Consider the following 19213-nt stretch of genomic DNA (forward strand, 5'->3'; position numbering starts at 1 on the left):
CCGCCCGGGCCCGAAGGCCCTTCAATCTCATCCGGCGCCGCACACCTGAGAAGTCGGGGGTGCGGCGCCGGAGTCGCTCTCAGCCACGCAGGACACCGGGGAGGAATCAGGATCATGGGCGTCACGCTTGCCAAGGGAGGCAACGTCTCCCTCTCGAAGGCCGCGCCGAATCTCACTCAGGTGCTGGTCGGTCTGGGCTGGGACGCGCGCTCCACCACGGGGGCGCCGTTCGACCTCGACGCCAGCGCCCTGATGTGCCGGTCGGGTCGGGTGCTCGGCGACGACTACTTCGTCTTCTACAACAACCTCCGAAGCCCGGACGGCTCCGTCGAGCACACCGGCGACAACCTCACCGGTGAGGGCGACGGGGACGACGAGTCGCTCCTGGTGGACCTGTCCGCCGTTCCGGCCCAGGTCGACAAGATCGTCTTTCCGGTGTCGATCCATGACGCGGACCTTCGCGGACAGACCTTCGGGCAGGTCAGCAACGCTTTCATCCGTGTGGTCAACAAGGCCGACGGGATGGAGTTGGCCCGTTACGACCTGAGCGAGGACGCCTCCAGCGAAACCGCAATGATCTTCGGTGAGCTCTACCGCTACGGCGGCGAGTGGAAGTTCCGTGCGGTGGGCCAGGGGTACGCGTCTGGCCTGCGTGGCATCGCTCTAGACTTCGGGGTCAACGTTTCGTAAAGCCGCGTACAGGCGCGGGGGAGACCTTTCAGACGAAGGATTGGGTGCACGTGCTCCTGAAGACCTTTGGCTGGTCGTTCGCCGTCACGGCGGGTGGCCTGGCCTTGGCCGGTGTTCTCTGGGGTTGGAAGGGGCTCGCGATCGTCGGGATCCTCTCGGTCCTGGAGATCTCGCTCTCATTCGACAATGCGGTGATCAACGCCGGCATCCTGCGGAAGATGAATGCCTTCTGGCAAAAGATCTTCCTCACCATCGGCATTCTGATCGCCGTGTTCGGCATGCGCCTCGTCTTCCCGATCGTGATCGTCGCGATCACCGCGAAGCTGGGGCCGATCGAGGCGATCGATCTGGCGATCAACGACAAGGAGCAGTACGAGCACCTTGTCACCGCCGCCCATCCGTCCATCGCGGCCTTCGGTGGAATGTTCCTGCTGATGATCTTCCTCGACTTCATCTTCGAGGAGCGGGAGATCAAGTGGCTGGAGTGGCTGGAGCGCCCGCTGGCCAGGCTCGGCAAGCTGGACACGCTGTCGGTCGTCGTCGCCCTGGGCGTGCTGATGGTGACGGCCACCACCTTCGCCACCGACGTGGCGCACGGCGGCGGTGACAAGGCCGCCACCGTCCTCCTCTCCGGCGTCGCCGGTCTGCTGACCTACCTCATCGTCGGCGGCATCTCCGGCTACTTCGAGGAGAAGCTGGAGGAAGAGGAGGAGGCGCTGGAGGAGGCCGAGGCCGAAGCCCAGGCCGAGGCGGCCGCCAAGAGCCCCGCGAAGAACGGCGGCCCGACCGTCGTCGGGCTGGCCGGCAAGGCGGCCTTCTTCATGTTCCTCTACCTGGAGGTCATCGACGCCTCCTTCTCCTTCGACGGCGTCATCGGCGCCTTCGCCATCACCAACGACATCTTCGAGATGGCGCTGGGTCTGGGCATCGGCGCCATGTACATCCGGTCGCTGACCGTCTTCCTGGTCCGCAAGGGCACCCTGGACGACTACGTCTACCTGGAGCACGGCGCGCACTACGCCATCGGCGCCCTGGCCGTGATCCTGCTGGTCACGATCAAGTACGAGATCAACGAGGTCATCACCGGTGGCATCGGTGTGGCCCTGATCGGCCTCTCGTACTGGTCCTCGGTGGTGCGCAACCGCCGCGAGAAGGGCACGGGCGGCGCTACGGATCGGACGGAAGTCAGCCCCGGAGTGTGACAGGGGCACGTTTGCGGAACGCTCTGAGCGGGGCGGCCGTGGGGTTCCACCTCACGGCCGCCCCGCGGCGGTTGTAGCCATGGACGTGCGGCCGTGCCAGGGGGTGCGCGGCCATGGGGGGCCGCCCCGGGTTCGAGGCCAAGACGAGGCCGGCGGGCGCCGCGGCGCCCGCCGGGGGGTGGGGGTTCAGGGTGGGTTTCTGGAGCAACTGGGGACGGGGCGAGGGGCAGCAGTTCGACATCGGAGGCGCCTCCGGGGCGGTCGAGCTGACCAAACGGAACAGCACGGTCTCCCTCACCAAACAGGGCGCCGCCACCGGCAACATGCGGGTCAACCTGTCCTGGCGGATGCGGACCTCGGACTTCGACGACCGCCGGCCCAGCCTGCTGCGCCACCCGCTGCGGATGTTCAAACCGGAGATGGTGCAGGCCCAGGGCCCGGCGATGGTCAACGTCGACCTCGACCTCGCCTGCATGTACGAGCTGAAGGACGGCTCCAAGGGCGTGGTGCAGCCGCTCGGCAGCTTCTTCGGCAGCCTGAACGCCGCGCCGTACGTCCAGCTCAGCGGGGACGACCGGTTCGGCTCGCCGTCCGGCGAGACCATCTACATCAACATGGACCACATGGACGACATCAGGCGGCTGCTGGTGTTCGTCTACATCTACGACGGCACGCCTGCCTTCGACCGCACCCACGGGGTCGTCACGCTCTACCCGAGCAACGGCCCCCGTATCGAGATCACCCTCGACGAGCGCGCCCCCCAGGCCCGCTCCTGCGCGGTCGTGCTCATCGAGAACGCCAAGAACGAGATCATCGTCCGTCGCGAGGTCAGGTACGTCTACGGCTTCCAGGCCGAGCTGGACCGGCTCTACGGCTGGGGGCTCCAGTGGGGCCGGGGGTACAAGAACCAGCAGAAGGTCTGACGCGCGGACGGCTCGGGCCGGAGCCGCCGGCCCGGAACGCCGGCCCGGAGCCGGCGGAGGGGCTGCGGTGGCGGCCCGGGGTCCGGCGGAGAGGTCCTGCGCGGCGGCCCGGGGTCCGGCGGAGAGGTCTTCCGTGGCGGCCTGGAGCCGCCGGAGGGGCTGTCGCGGCGGGCCCGGTGTCCGGCGGAGGGTCGGCCGGTTTCCGGGGTCGTCGGCGGTCCGCAGCCCGGGGCGGCCCGCCCGCCCCGGACGGCTACCGCTGCTGGAACTGCGGCCCCTGCGGCGGCAGCCGGAAGGACGGGTCGGGCACCGGCGGAGCCGTGGGCTGGGCCTGCTGGGGGTAGCCGTAGGCGGGGGGCTGCGGATAGCCGTAGCCGGGCTGCTGGCCGGGCTGCTGTCCGGGCGGGGCGGCGGGCGGCGGAGGGGCCTGCTGGGGGTAGCCGTAGGTGGGCTGCGCCGGGGGCGGGCCGGCCGGAGGCGCGGGGGGCGCCGGCGGGTAGCCGTAGCCGGAGGAGGCCGTGGCGGGCTGCGGGGCGGCCGGTCCCCAGGCGTCCTCGCCGTAGCCGGGCGCCGGGGTCGGCGTCGGCGCGGGGGCCGGGAAGGGCTGAGTGGTGGCCCCGGTCGGCGGTACGGGCACGGGCGGCGGCGCGGGGGATCCGTGCGGCACCTGGCCCTGCTGGGGCCCGGGCGTGGCCACCGTGGCGGCCGAGGCCGCATCGGGCGCCGCGGAACCGGTCCCCGCGGTCGCGCCGCTTGTCGGGGCGTCGGGGGCGGGCGTCGCGGCGCTCGGACCCGATCTCACATCGGTGCTCGCGCCGGCGCCCGCGCTCGTGTCCTCGTCGTCGACCGAGATGCCGAACTCGGTGGCGAGTCCGACCAGCCCGGACTCATAGCCCTGGCCCAGGGCCCGGAACTTCCACGTGTCCCCGCGGCGGTACAGCTCGCCGCAGATCATGGCGGTCTCCTGGCCGGTCTCCGCGGTGACCTCGAAGACCGCCAGAGGCTCGGCGCCCGCCGGGGCCGCCGCGTCGTGGAGCCGCAGGCAGAGGTCGGTGACGCGGCCGAAGGGGCCGCCGTCGGCGGAGGCGGCCAGCACCACCCGGTCCACGCCCGGCTCCAGGGCCGACAGATCCGCCTCGACGGTGTCCGTGAGGCCCTCGGGGAGCCGCTTCTTCGGCAGGTGCCGGACCAGCCCGGAGGGGTGCCGGGGCTGGTTGTAGAAGACGAAGTCGTCGTCGGAGCGCACGCGGCCGTCGGCGGCCAGCAACAGCGCGGAGGCGTCCACGTCGGGCACCTCCGGGCCGGGAGTCCAGCGCAGGACGACCCGTACGGCCGTGGCCTCCAGTGGGATGTTCGATCCCTTCGACATCGCGTGCGTCATGGCCGCAATCCTGCCTTCCTCAAGGGGGCGGGGACAACGCAGGGGGTGGGAGGGGGCAAGTCAGGGTGGGTGGGAGGGAGTAAGACAGCCGGGTGGGAGGGAGTAAGACAGCCGGGTGGGAGGGGGCAAGTCAGTGAGGGTGGGAGGGGGCAAGGCAGCGGGGAGGGAGGAGACGACACAGGGTGGCGGGAGGGGCGAGGCAGCGGGGCGCGGCGGGCGGGGCGGGGCCGGCACCGGGGCGCTGACGCGGGCCGTGGGGCGGTGCGGCGGGGTCGAGCGGGACACTCCAGCGACTCATATGAGTTACTTGATTTTCACGTACTTGGGGAACTCTTGACCCGCCACTGGACGTACGATAATCGGCCATGCTCAGGGCCGGGACCGACGGTGGAGGGCACCGGCAGGACGGGGATATAAATGCAACATTTCAGGCATCTGCCGGAAGGATTGCGGAGCAAGCTGTTCCATCGGCAGCCTGGAGAATTCAGCGCGCACTCCCCGGCGCGCACCCTCGCCGTGGCCCTCGGTGCCACCCTCTACAGCCCCGCCACCCGCCCCCGGCTGGCCGAGGACATCGTCAAACAAGCAGGTCACGGCGTTGTATCCATGGTCCTGTGCCTGGAGGACTCGATCGACGACCGCGAGGTGGCGGCGGCCGAGGAGAACCTCGTACGGCAGTTCTCGGAGCTCGCCGCGCGCGATGTCGCGGATTCTCTGCCCCTTTTGTTCATCCGGGTGCGGACCCCGGAGCAGATAGCCGACCTCGTACGGCGCCTCGGACCGGCCGTGCGGCTGCTGTCCGGATTCGTACTGCCGAAGTTCACCGAGGAGCGCGGCGCCCCCTTCCTGGACGCTCTGATATCCGCGGAGACACCCGAAACGGTCGACGCGTTGGACGGGCGCCGGCTCTTCGCCATGCCGGTCCTCGAGTCACCCGAATTGCTGCACCTCGAGACCCGCACCGACACCCTCGGCGGTATCGCCCGCACCGTCGACAAGTACCGCGAACGAGTGCTGGCGCTGCGCCTGGGCGTGACCGACTTCTGCTCCGCCTACGGGCTGCGCCGGGCGCCCGACATGACCGCGTACGACGTCCAGCTCGTCGCCTCGGTGATCGCGGACGTGGTGAACATGCTGGGCCGCGCGGACGGCACCGGCTTCACCGTGACCGGCCCGGTGTGGGAGTACTTCAAACCCCACGAGCGCATGTTCAAGCCCCAGCTGCGGCGCAGCCCCTTCTTGGGCCGGGCCGAAGAGGTGCGCGCGGCCCTCATCGAGCACGACATGGACGGCCTGCTGCGCGAGATCGAACTCGACCGCGCCAACGGCCTCCAGGGCAAGACCTGCATCCACCCCTCCCACGTGGCGCCCGTGCACGCGCTGTCCGTGGTCAGCCACGAGGAGTTCAGCGACGCCAGCGACATCCTCGAACCCGACCGCGACGGGGGCGGTGTGCTGCGCTCCGCGTACACCAACAAGATGAACGAGGTGAAGCCGCACCGCGCCTGGGCGGAGCGGATCATGCTCCGCGCCGAGGTGTTCGGCGTGGCACGGGAGGACGTGAGCTTCGTGGAACTGCTCAGCGCGGGGCTGCGGGACGTATGAGCGCGGGGGACGACGAGAAGGGAACGGCGGAGGTGACCGGGATGGCGGGACCGACCGGAGCGGCGGCTGGACCGACCGGAGCGACCGGCGGGACCGGCGGGACCGGCCACGGCGGGAACGGCGACGGCAACGGCCTCGGCGACGGCACGGTGTGGTCCGGCCAGTGGGTGGCCGACCGGCTGGGCGTCGGCCTGGACGGCGGCCCCGAGCTGCGGGACCTGCTCGGCCTCGCCCTGCGGCGCAACCCGCGACGGGCCCATCTGCTGGTCTCCAACGTGCTGGGCAAGCATGTGCCGCGGCACCCGCGGACCGTGTACGGCACCGGGCTGGCCCTGGGCCGCCGGGTCCGCGAGCTGCTCGGCGACGAGGCCGCCGCCCGCGCCGTGGTGCTGGGCTACGCCGAGACCGCCACCGGCCTCGGCCACAGCGTCGCGGACGGCCTGGCCCTCGCCCCCTACCTGCACTCCACCCGCCGCCCCGTCGCCGGTGTCCGACCGGTTGGCGGCTTCGAGGAGGAGCACAGCCACGCCACCTCCCATCTGCTGCTACCCGAGGACCCGGAGCTGCTGGCCGGCACCGGCCCCCTGGTCCTGGTCGACGACGAGTTCTCGACCGGCAGGACCGTGCTCAACACGATCGCCGCGCTGCACGCCCGCTACCCCCGCGACCGGTATGTGGTGGTGGCCCTCGTGGACATGAGGTCGGCCGCGGACCGCGACCGGCTGGACGCGTTCGCGGCCGACCTCGGTGCCCGCGTCGACCTGGTCGCCCTGGCGTCCGGCACGGTGTCGCTGCCGGAGGGTGTGCTCGAGCGGGGGCAGGAGCTGGTGGCGGCGCACGAGGTGCCCGGCGACCCCGCCGGGTCGGAGACCTCCGGCGCGGTGGAGCCCGGGGACGGCGCGGGACGACTCACGCGGGTCGACCCCGGCTGGCCGGTGGGGCTGCCCGACGGCGGTCGGCACGGCTTCACGCCCGCGCACCGCGAGAAGCTGGAGGCCGAGCTGCCGCGGATGGCGGCGCGGATCGCCGAGGCGCTGCCGGCGGCGTCGGCAGCCGCGGACTCGTCCCGGGCCGCGGACTCGTCTCCGATCGCGGAGCCATCTCCGGTCGCGGACTCATCTCCGGCCGCGGAGTCGTCTCCGGCCGTGGCCCGCCGGGTCCTGGTCCTCGGCTTCGAGGAGCTGATGTACGCGCCGCTGCGGCTGGCGGAGGCGCTGGCGGACGCGCTGCCGGACGGCGTCGACGTCCGGTACTCCACGACGACGCGGTCGCCGGTGCTGGCCGTCGACGACCCCGGCTACGCCATCCGTACCCGGCTGACCTTCCCCGCCCATGACGCGCCGGCCGACGGCCCGGGGGAGCGCTACGCGTACAACGTGGCGCCGGGCGCCGACCCCGCACGCCGCTTCGACGCGATCGTCGCCGTCGTGGACTCGACCGCCGACACCCCGGAGCTGCACGCCGCCGGCGGGCTCCTCGACCGGCTGGCGCCCCACACCGACCAGGTACTGCTCGCCGTGGTCCCCTCCTACACCCCCCACATCCCTGAAGTCCCGACCGTCCCCGAACGACAGGCCCAGTGATGTCAGAACCGCGCCGTGGACCCCTCCGCGGACCCGACTTCTCCTCCTACGCCCCCGACGACGTCGGCTGGCTGCTCCAGGACTTCTCCGACGTCACCCTGGAGGCGCCCACCGAGGAGCGGGAGGAGGCGATCCAGAGCGGCGGGGCGCACTACGCCGAGTCGCTGCCCGTGGAGTACCAGCCGAGCGAGGCGTACCAGGCGCTCTTCCGCTCCGCGCTGGACGAGTCGGCCACCCGGATCGCCCGCGCGGTCGGCACGGTCACCGAGACGGTGCTCGCCGAGCGCTCCCCGCGTCCGGTGCTGGTCTCGCTGGCCCGCGCGGGCACCCCGGTCGGTGTGCTGATGCGCCGCTGGGCGCTGCACGCGCACGGCCTGGACCTGCCGCACTACGCGATCTCGATCGTGCGCGGCCGGGGCATCGACACGGAGGCGCTGCGCTGGCTGGCGGACCACCACGACCCGGCCGATGTGGTGTTCGTCGACGGCTGGACCGGCAAGGGCGCGATCACCCGCGAACTGGCGGCGGCGGTCGCGGAGCTCGCCGCCGAGGGCCTGGCCGGCTTCGACCCGCGCATGGTCGTGCTGGCCGACCCCGGCCGGTGCGTGGAGACGTACGGCACCCGCGATGACTTCCTCATCCCCTCCGCCTGCCTGAACTCCACCGTCTCGGGCCTGGTCTCGCGCACCGTGCTGCGCGCCGACCTGGTCGGCCCCGGCGACTTCCACGGCGCGAAGTTCTACCGCGAGCTGGCCGAGGCGGATGTCTCGGGGCTGTTCATCGACACGGTCGCGGCGCGCTTCGACGACGTGGCCGCCGATGTCGCGCTGGAGGTCAAGGAGCTCGCCGCCGCCGACCGCACCCCCACCTGGGAGGGCTGGGCCGCGGTGGAGCGGATCAGCGAGGAGTACGGCATCCACGACGTGAACCTGGTCAAGCCGGGTGTCGGCGAGACGACGCGGGTGCTGCTGCGCCGGGTGCCCTGGAAGATCCTGGCCGCCCCGGGCGCGGGCGCCGACCTGGACCATGTGCGGCTGCTCGCCGAGCAGCGCGGTGTGCCGGTGGAGGAGGTGGAGGGCCTGCCGTACTCGTGTGTCGGCCTGATCCACCCCCGCTATACGAGGGGAGCCACCGGGGCGGACGGCAAGGCCGTCGCCGCGGCCGGGCGAGAGGCGGCGGGGGAATGACCGTGCTCATCGCCAGCGACCTGGACCGGACCCTCATCTACTCGTCGGCCGCGCTCGGCCTGGAGATGCCGGACGCCGAGGCGCCCCGGCTGCTCTGCGTGGAGCTGTACCAGCACAAGCCGCTGTCGTACATGACGGAGACCGCCGCCGGCCTGCTCGCGGAGCTGGCCCGCACCTCCGTCTTCGTGCCGACCACCACCCGCACCCGCGAGCAGTACGCCCGCATCCACCTGCCCGGCCCGGCCCCCGCGTACGCGGTCTGCGCCAACGGCGGCCACCTGCTGGTCGACGGCGAGCCCGACGTCGACTGGCACCGGGCCGTACGGGGCCGGCTGGCCGCCGACTGCGCCTCGCTGGAGGAGGTCCGCGGCCACCTCACCGCCACCGCCGACCCGGCGTGGCTGCTGAAGGAGCGGGTGGCCGAGGACCTCTTCGCGTACCTGGTCGTGGAGCGGGATCTGCTGCCCGAGGGTTACGTCAAGGAGCTCGCCGACTGGGCCGAGCCGCGCGGCTGGAACGTCTCCCTCCAGGGCCGCAAGATCTACGCCGTCCCCAAGCCGCTCACCAAGAGCGCGGCCATCGCCGAGGTCGCCCGTCGCGCCGAAACCGGCGAGGTCCTCGCCGCCGGCGACTCCCTCCTCGACGCCGACCTCCTCCTCGCCGCCGACCAGGGCTGGCGCCCCGGCCACGGCGAACTCGCCGACACCGGCTGGGCCGCCGAGCAGGTCACGGCCCTGACCACCCGCGGTGTCCAGGCCGGCGAGGACATCGTCCGCGCCCTCGCCGAACGCGCCTCGGAGACCCGGGCGCGGGCGCGCAGCGAGGCGGTGATCCGGGCGGTGTCGCGGGGGAGGGCCTGACGCCCGCCGCGAACGGTCCGCCACGCCACCAGCCCCCTCGACCGGCCTATGGTCGTTCGAGGGGGCTTCCGCGTCACCGGCCTACCGGCCCGGGGGGAGCGGCGGGTGCGCCGTCGGCCTCGGCGTCACACCTCGTCGAGCAGCCGCTTCGCCTGCGCTCTGCCAGCAGCAGCCACCGCCCCTCGCCAGCCGCGTCCTTGACCACCGACAGGCTCCCCTCGTGGTGCCGGCCTCCATGTCGACAGGTCAGGTAGTGGTCCATCAGCCCATCCCCCTCTTGTTGGCCGCGGGCCGCACGGTCTACGCCTGCCCGCGCTGTGCCCCGCACTTCCCGAGGCGACTCGACGTGAAGGAAGCGCGGGCTACGGCACGCGCCGGCAAGCCGGTCGGCCGCCCCTGGACCGGGTGGTTTCGGGGGGCCGCGGAGCTGATCCTCTCGAGCTGGCGGCCCGTTCACCCCGTCGAGACGGGGTTCGAGAACCGCCACGGGGTAGCCACTTCGGGTCGAACCACAGACAGGAGGGCACCGAATGATCCTCTCGAACTGTGACCACGACTGGGTCCAGTGGAGCGGCAAGAGCCGCTGCCGCAAGTGCGGAGAGACGTCAGGTTGATCCGTCGCACGTCACGGGAGCCGGTTTCGCCGGCTCCCTTCCCCGAATCCCGGAGCGAGGACGTCATGACATCCCGTATCACGTGGCATCACTTACCGGCTGTGGTCCAGGAGGCGATCGAATGGCACACCGGGCCGGTCGTCCAGGCACGCTCCATGTCGCACGGTCTCAACTGCACCGTGGCGGCTTCCCTCACCAGCCCGGCCGGGAAGACCTTCATCAAGGGCGTTCGCCTCGATGACCAGGCGGGCGGGGCGCAGCATCAGTGGGAGGTCGACCTCAACCCGTACGTGGCGGCGGTCTGCCCTCGTCTGCTGTGGCGTGTGGCGGTGGGCGGCTGGGACGTGCTGGGTTTCGAGTTCGTGGAGGGCCGGCACGCGGACCTGTCGCCCGGCTCGCCCGACCTCCCGAGGGTCGCGGAACTCCTGCGCCGTGCGGGCGAGCTGGAGCGGCCACCGCACCTCGCACTCCCCCGTTTCGCCGACCGCTGGGCCGACCACCTCGACCAGGCGGACCTCGACCTCCTCCTCGGGGACGCCCTCCTGCACACCGACACGAACCCGCACAACATCCTCGTCAGCTCGGGCCGCGCCTACCTCATCGACTGGGCCACTCCGGCCCGAGGCCCCGCCTGGGTGGACGTGGCCCACACCGCCGTACGGCTCATGGAGGACGACTGCCCGCCCGCGCAGGCCCGCGCCTGGGCGGCCGCCTTCCCCTGCTGGAGGACCGTGGACCGCGACGCGCTGCGTGCCTTCGTGAGGGCGAGCTGCCGCTCCCTCGCCGCAGCCGTCGGCGAGTCCGGTGCCAGGGAGAGCAACGCCCGATTCGCGGCACTTCTCCACTAGCCAGCCGTCACGCCGCCCCGTCCGTGGGGCGCTGACGGAGCTTCGCCGTACGGCCGGCCTGCCGGCAGAGCACACCGTGCTTGAACCCATCGCGTGGGCCGAGCCGGCCGCAGCCGTGTCGGCGGTGCTTGACCCCACACAAACGACTGAGCAAACGACTGAGGAGGAAACCGATGAAGGACACCACCTGGAGCCGGGTGGAGCGGCTGCGCGCCTGGCTGGATGAGCACTCCGACCCGGCGACGGCCGGGGACGCGAAGCTGTGGCGCGTACTCAAGATCGGCGAGGAGTTCGGTGAGGTCGTGGAAGCCATGCACGGTGCTGTGGGCGCCAACCCCCGCAAGGGCCCGAGCCACACCTGGGACGACGTCCACAAGGAACTGTGCGACGTCATCGTCACGGGCATGGTCGCCCTCGCCACCTGCACCCCGGACGCCGAGAAGCTGCTCGACGACCACCTCAGACACCTCGTCGCCCGGACAATGCCTTCGTGAGCCGTACCCCTCGACCGCTCCCCTCCAGCAGCGAAAGAGCCCCGCACCGATCTTGGTACGGGGCTCCGTCGCCGGTCAGGCATGGTGGGCACAGACGGATTTGAACCGCCGACATCTGCTTGGTAAGCCTGGTGGTGATCTCCGCGGTGTGTCTGCTGGTCGCCAGGCAGAGGGCCGACTCAGCGTGTCTTGGGGTGCCGGCACCGATGGACGCCCTGGGTGACCGCGGCTGACCGTCCGTTCTGGCACGCATCTGGCACGCTGCGCCAGGGGGTGGAGTTCGCTGCTGCCCACTGTCCAGGACGAGCCATGGCAGGGCCGCAACCGGTGTCTGGCTGCTTGGCACACACGCAGGCCCTCCAACTGTGTTGGTGGGTGGCCTGGCTGCGTGCAGGGACGTGCCTACGGGAAGGGCTCACCACACGCTCTCGTCTGAATGACGGTGAACGGGCCTGAACGAGACGGCCGCGCTCCTCACCGTCGACACCGGAGACGGCCCTCGCCGGGCAGCCAAGCCACCGTCGCCCGTGGAGCTAAGCTGCCCCGTGTCGCACCGTACGCATGCCTGAGGCGGGCCCCTGTGCGTCCTCGAGCGGGAAGGTTTCGTCTTCCCCGAAGTCCGCGGCCTGGAAGGGGTTTGTCGTTGGAGGCGGCGATGCGGCCGAACAGCGGGGTTGCCCTTCCAGAGCGGAAAACAGCGACGTCAGATCGATGAGAGGTCTCCCTTTCGTTGCAGGTCCCTGAAGGGGCCTGGCGTGCCGTGATCGGGCACAGTGGTCTACAGCTTGGTCATCTTGGCGTACGGGCTCAAGATCCGCATTGGCGCCGAGCCGAAATCCACGAGCGCCGCGATTCCCTCCTCGATGCCGATCACCCGGCCGAGGCCGTACATGTCATGTGTGACCTGGTCGCCCAGAGCGAAGTCCTTGGGAACCGGTGTGACCGGGGCCTTGAAGGGGCTGGTGGGCAAATGACGCTTCGGTGCAGCAGGCTTAGTCATTGTCCTCAGTATGCGCCTACGTGTGTCCCGTTCGCTGTGGCCGCCGGTACAGACCCGGTACGGACAGCCCGAAGGCCGTTCTGGGACGTAAGTGGCACGGGGCCTCGGCGCAGTTCCCCGAGCCGAAAAAGATCAAGGCCCAGGTAACTGGTTTCACACCGGTTGACCTGGGCCTTTGCCGTGTTCGGCGAGGGTGGGCACAGACGGATTTGAACCGCCGACATCTGCTTTGTAAGAGCAGCGCTCTACCGCTGAGCTATGCGCCCTGGGACGAAGAGACAGAGTACATTGCCGCCACCCCGACTTCGCAATCCGGCCAGCGTGCGCTGATGGGCCTCCGGGGCGGGGGCCGCCCCGGAGGTCGGGCCGCTGGTTTGTTCGGGGCGGTGGGAGAATGGCAGCCGGGTCTGGGGCGATCTTGGCGATCTAGCGGGAGAGGTCGGTAGAGGGTGGTGACGGGGACACTCGTGCGGGCCGTGCGGGCGGTGGTGTGGGCGGGGCGGTCCGTGCGCCGCCCTGGGGGTCGGAGTGCGGTGCGGGAGGTCGCCGGCGTGGTGCTGCTGCCGTTGCCGCTGCTGGCCGTGGCCGTCGCGGCGCTGCCAGGGGCCTTTCCCGGGGGCGGGGCCCGACGGTGGTTCGGGGGGCGCGGGGAGGGGCAGCGGGCCGAGGCGCAGGCGGCCAAGGACGCCGCCGCGGCCGCGTTCTACGAGCTGGACACCGCGCAGCGGGAGCTCCGGATCTCCATCGAGACCATCAGCGCCGTCGACGACTCACCCGGCGCGCGCAAGGTGATCGAGGACTTCGCCGCCTTCGGGCGGCGCGTCGACGAGGTCAGTCACGCCTACATCACCGCGGTCGACGCCCACGACCTCGACCGGGACGACCTGGACGGCGGCACCGCCGCCCGAGCGCGGACGGAGCTGGCGCGAGCGAAAGAGGAGCTGGACCGGGTCCGGGCCGAGCTGGAGCGGTTCGGGGAGGGGCTCGGGCCGCTGCTGCGCCAGGCCGAGAGCCGGCTGGCCCAGCTCGCGCCCGCGGTGGAGCGGGCCCGCCAGGCGCTGCTCGCCGCCACCCAGGCCCTGGACACCGTACGGGCCTCCGGCCTGCGCGCCGACGACCTCGCCGCCCGGCTGGCGGCCCTCGCGCCCGAGCTGACCAAGCTCAACCAGGGCGCCGGCCAGCACGGCGTACAGGAGACCATCCGGCGCGCGGACGACGTGCTGCGCCGCGCGGAGGCGGTGCGCGGCGAGGCCGAGCGGCTGCCCGAGCGGGCGGCGGAGACGGACCGGCGGCTGGTCTCCCTCCGTACCCGCTCGGAGGCCATCAGCACCCGAGCCGCCGGCGTCGAGCCCGTGCTCAGCGAGCTGCGCCGGCGCTACAGCGCCGCCTGCTGGCAGGACCTCCAGCCCGTTCCCGAGCAGGCCGTCCGCGATATCGCGCTCGCCCAGCAGAAGCTCAAGGAGGCCCAGGCCGCCCGCGACGCCCAGCAGTGGGCCGACGCCACCGCCCGGCTCGCCACCGTACGGGCCCTCCTCAACACCACCGACGAGGCCGTCTCCGCCGCCGGGGACCGGCTGCGCCGCCTCGACCGGGTCTCCTACGACCCGCAGCAGGAGATCGACCGCACCCGCTTCACCATCCGCGACGCCCAGCGGCTCGCCATGGACGGCCGTTCCACCCCCGATCCGCGGCACGCCCGGCCCCTCGACGCCGCCGTCGAGCGGCTCGACCGCGCTATCGCCGGCCTGGAGGGCCGCCATCCCGACTGGTGGCACTTCCTCACCGAGCTGGAGGACGTACGACTGGCCGTCGGCCGGGTGGTCCAGGACATCCGCACCGAGCGCGGGGGATCGAACGCCGGACAGAACGCCGGACGGAATAGCCGGCGGTGATCCGCCTCGCGGGCCGGGGAATCTCCGGTGGCCTCGCCGTGTCGCTGTGATCCGCGGGGCTCCTTGGGGCCCCGCGCCCGCGTACCTGTTGACCTGCGGCTCCCCTCGTTATGCTGCCTCTCATGCCTCGCTACGAGTACCGCTGCCGCGCCTGTGGGACGACCTTTGAGCTGAACCGGCCGATGGCCGAGTCCTCCGCCCCCGCGGCCTGCCCCGAGGGCCACGACGACACCGTCAAGCTGCTCTCCGCCGTCGCCGTCGGCGGCACCGCCGCGCCGCGCCCCGCCTCCGGAGGCGGGGGTGGCGGTGGATGCTGCGGAGGCGGATGCTGCGGCTGACCGCCCCTCCGGACAGCCCGTCCGGACGGCCCCTCCGGCCCGCCCTCCGGTAGGCCCCGGTCTTCCGAAATCCCGCCGCCCCGCGGTTTCGTCCGCTCCGGTTGAGGCACGCGCAGCCTAGGCGGATCCTTGAAAAAGGTCCGTTTCAGTCACCTCCGCAACGCGCGACGCAACCGCTCGCGACGCAATCGCATAAGGAGGCCGGACATGGCTACCGCAGGCCACACCCTTCCCGGCGGCACCCACCCCGGCGGCACCGCGCGCAACTGGCCCGAACGGGTCGGGGTGCGCACCAAGCTTCAGGAGCATCTGCCCGTCGACCACAGGCTCAGCAAGGTCTACCGGCTCGGCTCCGCGCTCACCGGGCTGGTGCTGATCGCCTTCGGCGTCTTCGGGCTGCTCGACAAGGTCGGGTTCTTCGACACCCGCGGTGACACCGTCGCCGGGCTGAACACCAACGGCGCGCTGAGCGTGCTCTCCATCGTGATCGGTCTGCTGCTGTTCGTCGGGATGATCATCGGCGGCAACTTCGCGTCGACCCTGAACATCGTCGTCGGCTTCGCCTTCATCCTGAGCGGGTTCGTCAACCTGGCCCTGCTCGCCACCGACTACAACTTCCTCGCGTTCCGCATCCAGAACGTGATCTTCAGCTTCGTCGTCGGGCTGATGCTGATGTGGTTCGGCATGTACGGGCGGGTGAGCGGCAGTCTCCCGCACGACAACCCGTACTGGCGCAGCCGTCACCCCAGGCAGGCCGAGCGTGAGGACCGCGTGGACGCGCTCGCCCGCGCGACCGTCATGCGCGAGGAACTCAACGAGACCACCCGGCACGACACCTACGAGCAGAAGCTGGCCCGGTGGGAGGTGGCCCCGCGGCGGCCGGCCCGGCGGTAGCCCGTCCGGGCGGCGGCCCGCCCAGCCGCCGTGGCAGGCCGTGGGGCCGGCCACGGCGCACGCGGAGCCCGGCGCACGCGGAGTCCGGCGCACGCGGAGTCCGGCGCACGCGGACGCTAGCGCCTGCGCGCCAGCGTCACCCCGTCCGCCACCGTCAGCAATACCGTGTCGGTCCGCGCGTCCGCCGCCACATGGTCGTTGAACGCGCGGATCGCCGCGGGGTCGCCCGTCGCCTCTGGGTCGACGACCCGGCCGCTGAAGAGGGTGTTGTCCGCGACGATCAGCCCGCCGGGGCGCATCCGCGGGACCAACTCCTCCCAGTAGCCGATGTAGTTGACCTTGTCCGCGTCCAGGTAGACCAGGTCGATGTGCGGCTCCTCGGGCAGCGCGCGCAGGGTGTCCAGGGCGGGCGCGATGCGCAGGTCGACGCGGTCCGCGACGCCGGCCTTCGCCCACGCCTCGCGGCCGTACGCCGTCCACTCCTCGGAGATGTCACAGGTGATCAGCGTGCCGTCGGCCGGCAACGCCTGGGCCATGCACAGGGCGGAGAAGCCGGTGAAGGTGCCGACCTCGACGATGTGCCGGGCGCCGGTCAGCCGGACCAGGAAGGCCAGCAGCGGGCCCTGCTCCTCGGCGGACAGCTTGACGGCGACCTCGGGGAGCCGGGCGCGAGTGGCGTCGACGAGCTCACGCTGGACGGGGTCCAACGGTGGGTTGTGAGCCAGCACGTACCGGTACAGCTCGTCCGTGATCGGCACCCACTTGGACTCGGTCATCACACATCCCCTGAGCTCGGTGGTGAGCGGTCAGCTCCCCAGGTAACGCAGTACCGCCAGCACTCGCCGAGAGTAGCCCGAACTCCCATGCAGTTCGAGCTTCTCGAAGATCGCGGCAATGTGCTTCTCCACCGCGCTCCGCGACACGTGCAGCCGCTCGGCGATCGCGGTGTTGGTGTGTCCCTGCGCCATGGCGTCCAGGACGTCCCGTTCGCGCGGGGTGAGCCGGCCCAGCGGGTCGGTGTGCGTGCTGCGCACCAGGAGCTGCCGCACCACCTCCGGGTCGAAGGCGGTCCGGCCGGCGGCGACCCGCTCCAGGGCGTCGAGGAACTCGTCGACCTGCACCACCCGGTCCTTGAGGAGATAGCCGATGCCCTCGCCGGCCCCCGTCAGCAGCTCGGTGGCGTAGCGCTTCTCCACGTACTGCGAGAGCACCAGCACGCCCACCCCCGGATACGTGGCCCTGATCTCCAGCGCGGCGCGCAGCCCCTCGTCGGTGTGGGTGGGAGGCATCCGGACGTCCACCACGACGGCGTCGACGTCCGGGTGCCGGGCCACCTCCGCCAGCAGCGCGGTCGCGTCGCCGACCGCGGCCACCACCTCGTGCCCCTCTTCGGCGAGCAGCCGCACCAGCCCCTCGCGCAGCAGGGTCGAGTCATCGGCCAGGATCAGTCTCATCGGGTCTCACTCATGCTCTCTCCCCTGGCCTCGCGCAAAAAATCGCCCCAGGGGTCCGGGAGGTCGTGGAACGCGCACGGCAGCTCCGCCGTCACGGTGGTCGGCCCGCCGCGTGGGCTCAGCACCCGCAACGTGCCGTCGAGCGCGGCGACCCGGCGGGCCAGGCCCAGCAGGCCGCTGCCCGTGGGGTCGGCGCCGCCGACCCCGTCGTCGGTGACGTGGACGAGCAGCGGCCCGCCGGCGAACCCGCCCCCGTACGCCGATCCGCCCTCGTACGCGGATCCACTCTCGTACGCCGATCCGCCCTCGGACGCGGAGCCGTCCCCGCGCGTTCGGCCGTCCCCGGAGCCGTTCGCGCCCCCGTCTCCGCCCGCGGCTCCGCGCGCCGGGCCCCCGGGGGAACCGGCTCCCGCGCTCAGCGCGACGGTGATCCGCGCCGCCCCCGAGTGCTTGATCGCGTTCGTCACCGCCTCGGACACCACGAAGTACGCCACCGTCCGGACTGCCGTGCTCGGCTCCGCCGGCAGGTCGTAGTCGAGCCGCACCGGGATGGCCGACCGCTCCGCCACCGTCTCCAGCGCCGCCCGCAGCCCGGCGTCGTCCAGGGCGATCGGATAGACGCGCCAGGCCACCTCGCGCAGGTCGGTGAGGGCCTGGCGGCTCTCCTCATGGGCCTGGGCCAGCAGGGTGCGCACCTTCTCCTCGTCCTGGCTGCGGCGGGCGCGGCCGAGCAGCATGCCGAGCGCCACCAGCCGCTGCTGCACGCCGTCGTGCAGGTCCCGTTCGATGCGGCGCCGCTCGTCGTGCACGGCGTCCACCACCCCGGCCCGGCTGGTGGCGAGCTCCTCGATCCGGCGCTGCAGCGCCTCCTGCTGGCTGGGCCCCAGCAGGTGATGGACCAGCCTGCGCTCCAGAGCGGCCACGCCCACCATCCCCTGGAGGGAGAGGAAGAGCAGGAACAGGCCGCCGAGCGAGGAGAAGGAGAGCGTCAGCCACTTGTGAGCCGCCATGATGAACCAGCCCCAGACCAGCAGGGAGCCGTAGAAGACGCCGGACACCACCGACATCAACACCAGGCCGCCGAGCAGACCCAGCGCCGAGCGCGCCGCCACGTACCGCAGGGCCTGACGGTTCGCGTAGTCAGCCGAGGAGCGGTGGTTGAGGAACCGGTCCAGCCGCCATCGCTCCAACTCGGTCAGTTGCCGTGCCCTCGCCGCCACCGGGCGTAGCACCCACTGCCGGGCGCGCGGCCACGCGGTCACACACAGCAGGGCGAGGCCCGCCAGCGCGCAGAACACCAGCCCCACGACGGCGGTGCCGACACCGATCGTGAGCCCGACCGTCAGTCGCCATCCCCGCCCGATCCATCCGTGCCGTCGCACCCACCCCCGCATGGCACGCAACGCTAACCGCTTCCGTACCCCTCCCACACTGCGGTTTTCCGCAGGTTGCGGCTGTGGCGCGGGCCCACGAGGCCAGCGTCCCTCTGGTCCCGTCCGCTCACTTCAGCCAGGTCACTTCAGCCGGGGGAGATGGTTCTCGTAGCGCCATCCCGAGCCGGTCCTCACGTACGCCCCGTCGTGCCAGGGGGTCGGGCCGGTGGCCGCCGGGCAGTGGGAGCGGCCCAGGTGCGGAAGGTAGAAGAGGGCGCGGCAGCGGCGGCAGCGGCACCAGCCGCCCTGCTTGGGGAAGTTCGACAGGGGCGGTTGAAGGTCGGTCTCGATGCGGAAGGTCCGGGCGGAGGGGGTGTGGCCGTTCTCGTTGTTGGGGCAGACGCCGCGGCCGCCGGAGAAGTAGGCGGCCTTGCAGGTGAGGCACCATTTGAGGGCGAGCATGCCGAACCGGTCCTGACCTGGCTGCGGGGTGCCGTCGGTGAACCAGTAGGTGCCGCTGCCCTCCTCGTAGTGGCTGTGGTCCCACCAGTGGTGGACGGGGCAGTGGCCGCTGTCGCCCGAGGAGCGGAACCACATGCCCTGGCAGCGGTTGCACCAGCGGAAGCCCGCGCTGCTGCCGGCCACGGCCGGGGCGGCGGAGGCGAACGCGGCGGCGCCGAGCGCGGTGGTAGAGGCGGCGAGGGTCCCGCCGATGAGGCGGCGGCGGCTGAGCCGGCCTGCGTCGTGATCGTGAGGCACAATCCCCTCCTTGACTAGGGTCCTTGGCGCCCTGCCGAGGAGACGCTCGGCCGCCGCGGCCGGTTGGGGCGCGTACGCGCGCCGCAGACGGCGCGTGGAGGCCCGGGGGCGGGCGC

The 19213-nt window shown here is 72.0% G+C and carries 16 protein-coding genes, 1 tRNA gene and 1 pseudogene; 11 read left to right on the forward strand and 7 right to left on the reverse strand.

The window, feature by feature from the left end:
* The first annotated feature begins 114 nt into the window (after window positions 1–114).
* From LRS74_RS23990 to LRS74_RS24000, 3 genes are all read left to right on the forward strand, one after another.
* Window positions 115–690: a TerD family protein gene (locus tag LRS74_RS23990; RefSeq protein ID WP_277742954.1), complete on the forward strand. Its 576-nt coding sequence runs from the start codon at window positions 115–117 to the stop codon at window positions 688–690.
* A gap of 50 nt (window positions 691–740) precedes the next feature.
* Window positions 741–1892 (forward strand): DUF475 domain-containing protein, encoded by a 1152-nt coding sequence (locus LRS74_RS23995; RefSeq protein WP_277742955.1) that lies wholly within the window; start codon window positions 741–743, stop codon window positions 1890–1892.
* A gap of 191 nt (window positions 1893–2083) precedes the next feature.
* Complete coding sequence (locus LRS74_RS24000) at window positions 2084–2815, forward strand: Tellurium resistance (protein ID WP_277742956.1); 732 nt, start codon at window positions 2084–2086, stop codon at window positions 2813–2815.
* Between the two features lie 253 nt (window positions 2816–3068).
* Here LRS74_RS24000 and LRS74_RS24005 read toward each other — a convergent pair whose 3' ends face one another.
* Window positions 3069–4196: a TerD family protein gene (locus LRS74_RS24005; RefSeq protein WP_277742957.1), complete on the reverse strand. Its 1128-nt coding sequence runs from the start codon at window positions 4194–4196 to the stop codon at window positions 3069–3071.
* A gap of 417 nt (window positions 4197–4613) precedes the next feature.
* Between LRS74_RS24005 and LRS74_RS24010 the strand changes: the two genes are divergently transcribed.
* The 5 genes and pseudogenes from LRS74_RS24010 (at window position 4614) to LRS74_RS24030 (ending at window position 11387) form a co-directional block, all read left to right on the forward strand.
* Complete coding sequence (locus LRS74_RS24010) at window positions 4614–5801, forward strand: HpcH/HpaI aldolase/citrate lyase family protein (protein ID WP_277742958.1); 1188 nt, start codon at window positions 4614–4616, stop codon at window positions 5799–5801.
* 149 nt (window positions 5802–5950) lie between these two features.
* Window positions 5951–8571 (forward strand): annotated as a pseudogene (locus tag LRS74_RS24015) (phosphoribosyltransferase).
* Complete coding sequence (locus LRS74_RS24020) at window positions 8568–9431, forward strand: HAD family hydrolase (protein WP_277742959.1); 864 nt, start codon at window positions 8568–8570, stop codon at window positions 9429–9431. Before LRS74_RS24015 ends, LRS74_RS24020 begins: the two are co-directional and overlap by 4 nt.
* Window positions 9432–10110: 679 nt before the next feature.
* On the forward strand, window positions 10111–10893 hold the full coding sequence (locus LRS74_RS24025) for a phosphotransferase (protein WP_277742960.1): 783 nt from the start codon (window positions 10111–10113) through the stop codon (window positions 10891–10893).
* A 173-nt stretch (window positions 10894–11066) separates the two neighbouring features.
* A complete protein-coding gene (locus LRS74_RS24030) occupies window positions 11067–11387 on the forward strand; it encodes a MazG-like family protein (protein ID WP_277742961.1) in 321 nt (106 codons plus the stop codon).
* A gap of 778 nt (window positions 11388–12165) precedes the next feature.
* On the opposite strand, the gene LRS74_RS24035 is transcribed toward LRS74_RS24030, so the two are convergent.
* Together LRS74_RS24035 and LRS74_RS24040 are read right to left on the reverse strand one after the other, a co-directional pair.
* Window positions 12166–12387, reverse strand: a complete 222-nt coding sequence (locus tag LRS74_RS24035) for a hypothetical protein (RefSeq protein WP_144385604.1) — start codon at window positions 12385–12387, stop codon at window positions 12166–12168.
* A 194-nt stretch (window positions 12388–12581) separates the two neighbouring features.
* Window positions 12582–12653 (reverse strand) — tRNA-Val (locus LRS74_RS24040).
* Window positions 12654–12893: 240 nt separating this feature from the next.
* Between LRS74_RS24040 and LRS74_RS24045 the strand changes: the two genes are divergently transcribed.
* The 3 genes from LRS74_RS24045 (at window position 12894) to LRS74_RS24055 (ending at window position 15511) form a co-directional block, all read left to right on the forward strand.
* Window positions 12894–14279 carry a hypothetical protein gene (locus LRS74_RS24045; protein ID WP_277744898.1) on the forward strand — a complete coding sequence of 462 codons (1386 nt, stop codon included), beginning with the start codon at window positions 12894–12896 and terminating at the stop codon, window positions 14277–14279.
* Window positions 14280–14401: 122 nt separating this feature from the next.
* The gene (locus LRS74_RS24050; RefSeq protein ID WP_144385603.1) at window positions 14402–14617 is read left to right on the forward strand and encodes a zinc ribbon domain-containing protein; all 216 of its coding nucleotides are present in this window, start codon (window positions 14402–14404) and stop codon (window positions 14615–14617) included.
* A gap of 207 nt (window positions 14618–14824) precedes the next feature.
* The gene (locus LRS74_RS24055; protein WP_277742962.1) at window positions 14825–15511 is read left to right on the forward strand and encodes a DUF4383 domain-containing protein; all 687 of its coding nucleotides are present in this window, start codon (window positions 14825–14827) and stop codon (window positions 15509–15511) included.
* Between the two features lie 116 nt (window positions 15512–15627).
* Here the strand turns inward: LRS74_RS24055 and LRS74_RS24060 are convergent, their stop codons facing one another.
* The 4 genes from LRS74_RS24060 to LRS74_RS24075 form a co-directional block, all read right to left on the reverse strand.
* Window positions 15628–16287, reverse strand: coding sequence for an O-methyltransferase (locus LRS74_RS24060; RefSeq protein ID WP_277742963.1), 660 nt, complete (start codon window positions 16285–16287; stop codon window positions 15628–15630).
* Between the two features lie 30 nt (window positions 16288–16317).
* Window positions 16318–16965 (reverse strand): response regulator transcription factor, encoded by a 648-nt coding sequence (locus tag LRS74_RS24065; protein ID WP_277742964.1) that lies wholly within the window; start codon window positions 16963–16965, stop codon window positions 16318–16320.
* Window positions 16962–18359 carry a histidine kinase gene (locus LRS74_RS24070; protein WP_277742965.1) on the reverse strand — a complete coding sequence of 466 codons (1398 nt, stop codon included), beginning with the start codon at window positions 18357–18359 and terminating at the stop codon, window positions 16962–16964. Before LRS74_RS24070 ends, LRS74_RS24065 begins: the two co-directional genes overlap by 4 nt.
* Window positions 18360–18479: 120 nt before the next feature.
* Window positions 18480–19097: a hypothetical protein gene (locus tag LRS74_RS24075; protein WP_277742966.1), complete on the reverse strand. Its 618-nt coding sequence runs from the start codon at window positions 19095–19097 to the stop codon at window positions 18480–18482.
* Between the last annotated feature and the right edge of the window lie 116 nt (window positions 19098–19213).

The sequence above is a fragment of the Streptomyces sp. LX-29 genome (genome assembly GCF_029541745.1).
Classification (GTDB): Bacteria; Actinomycetota; Actinomycetes; order Streptomycetales; family Streptomycetaceae; genus Streptomyces.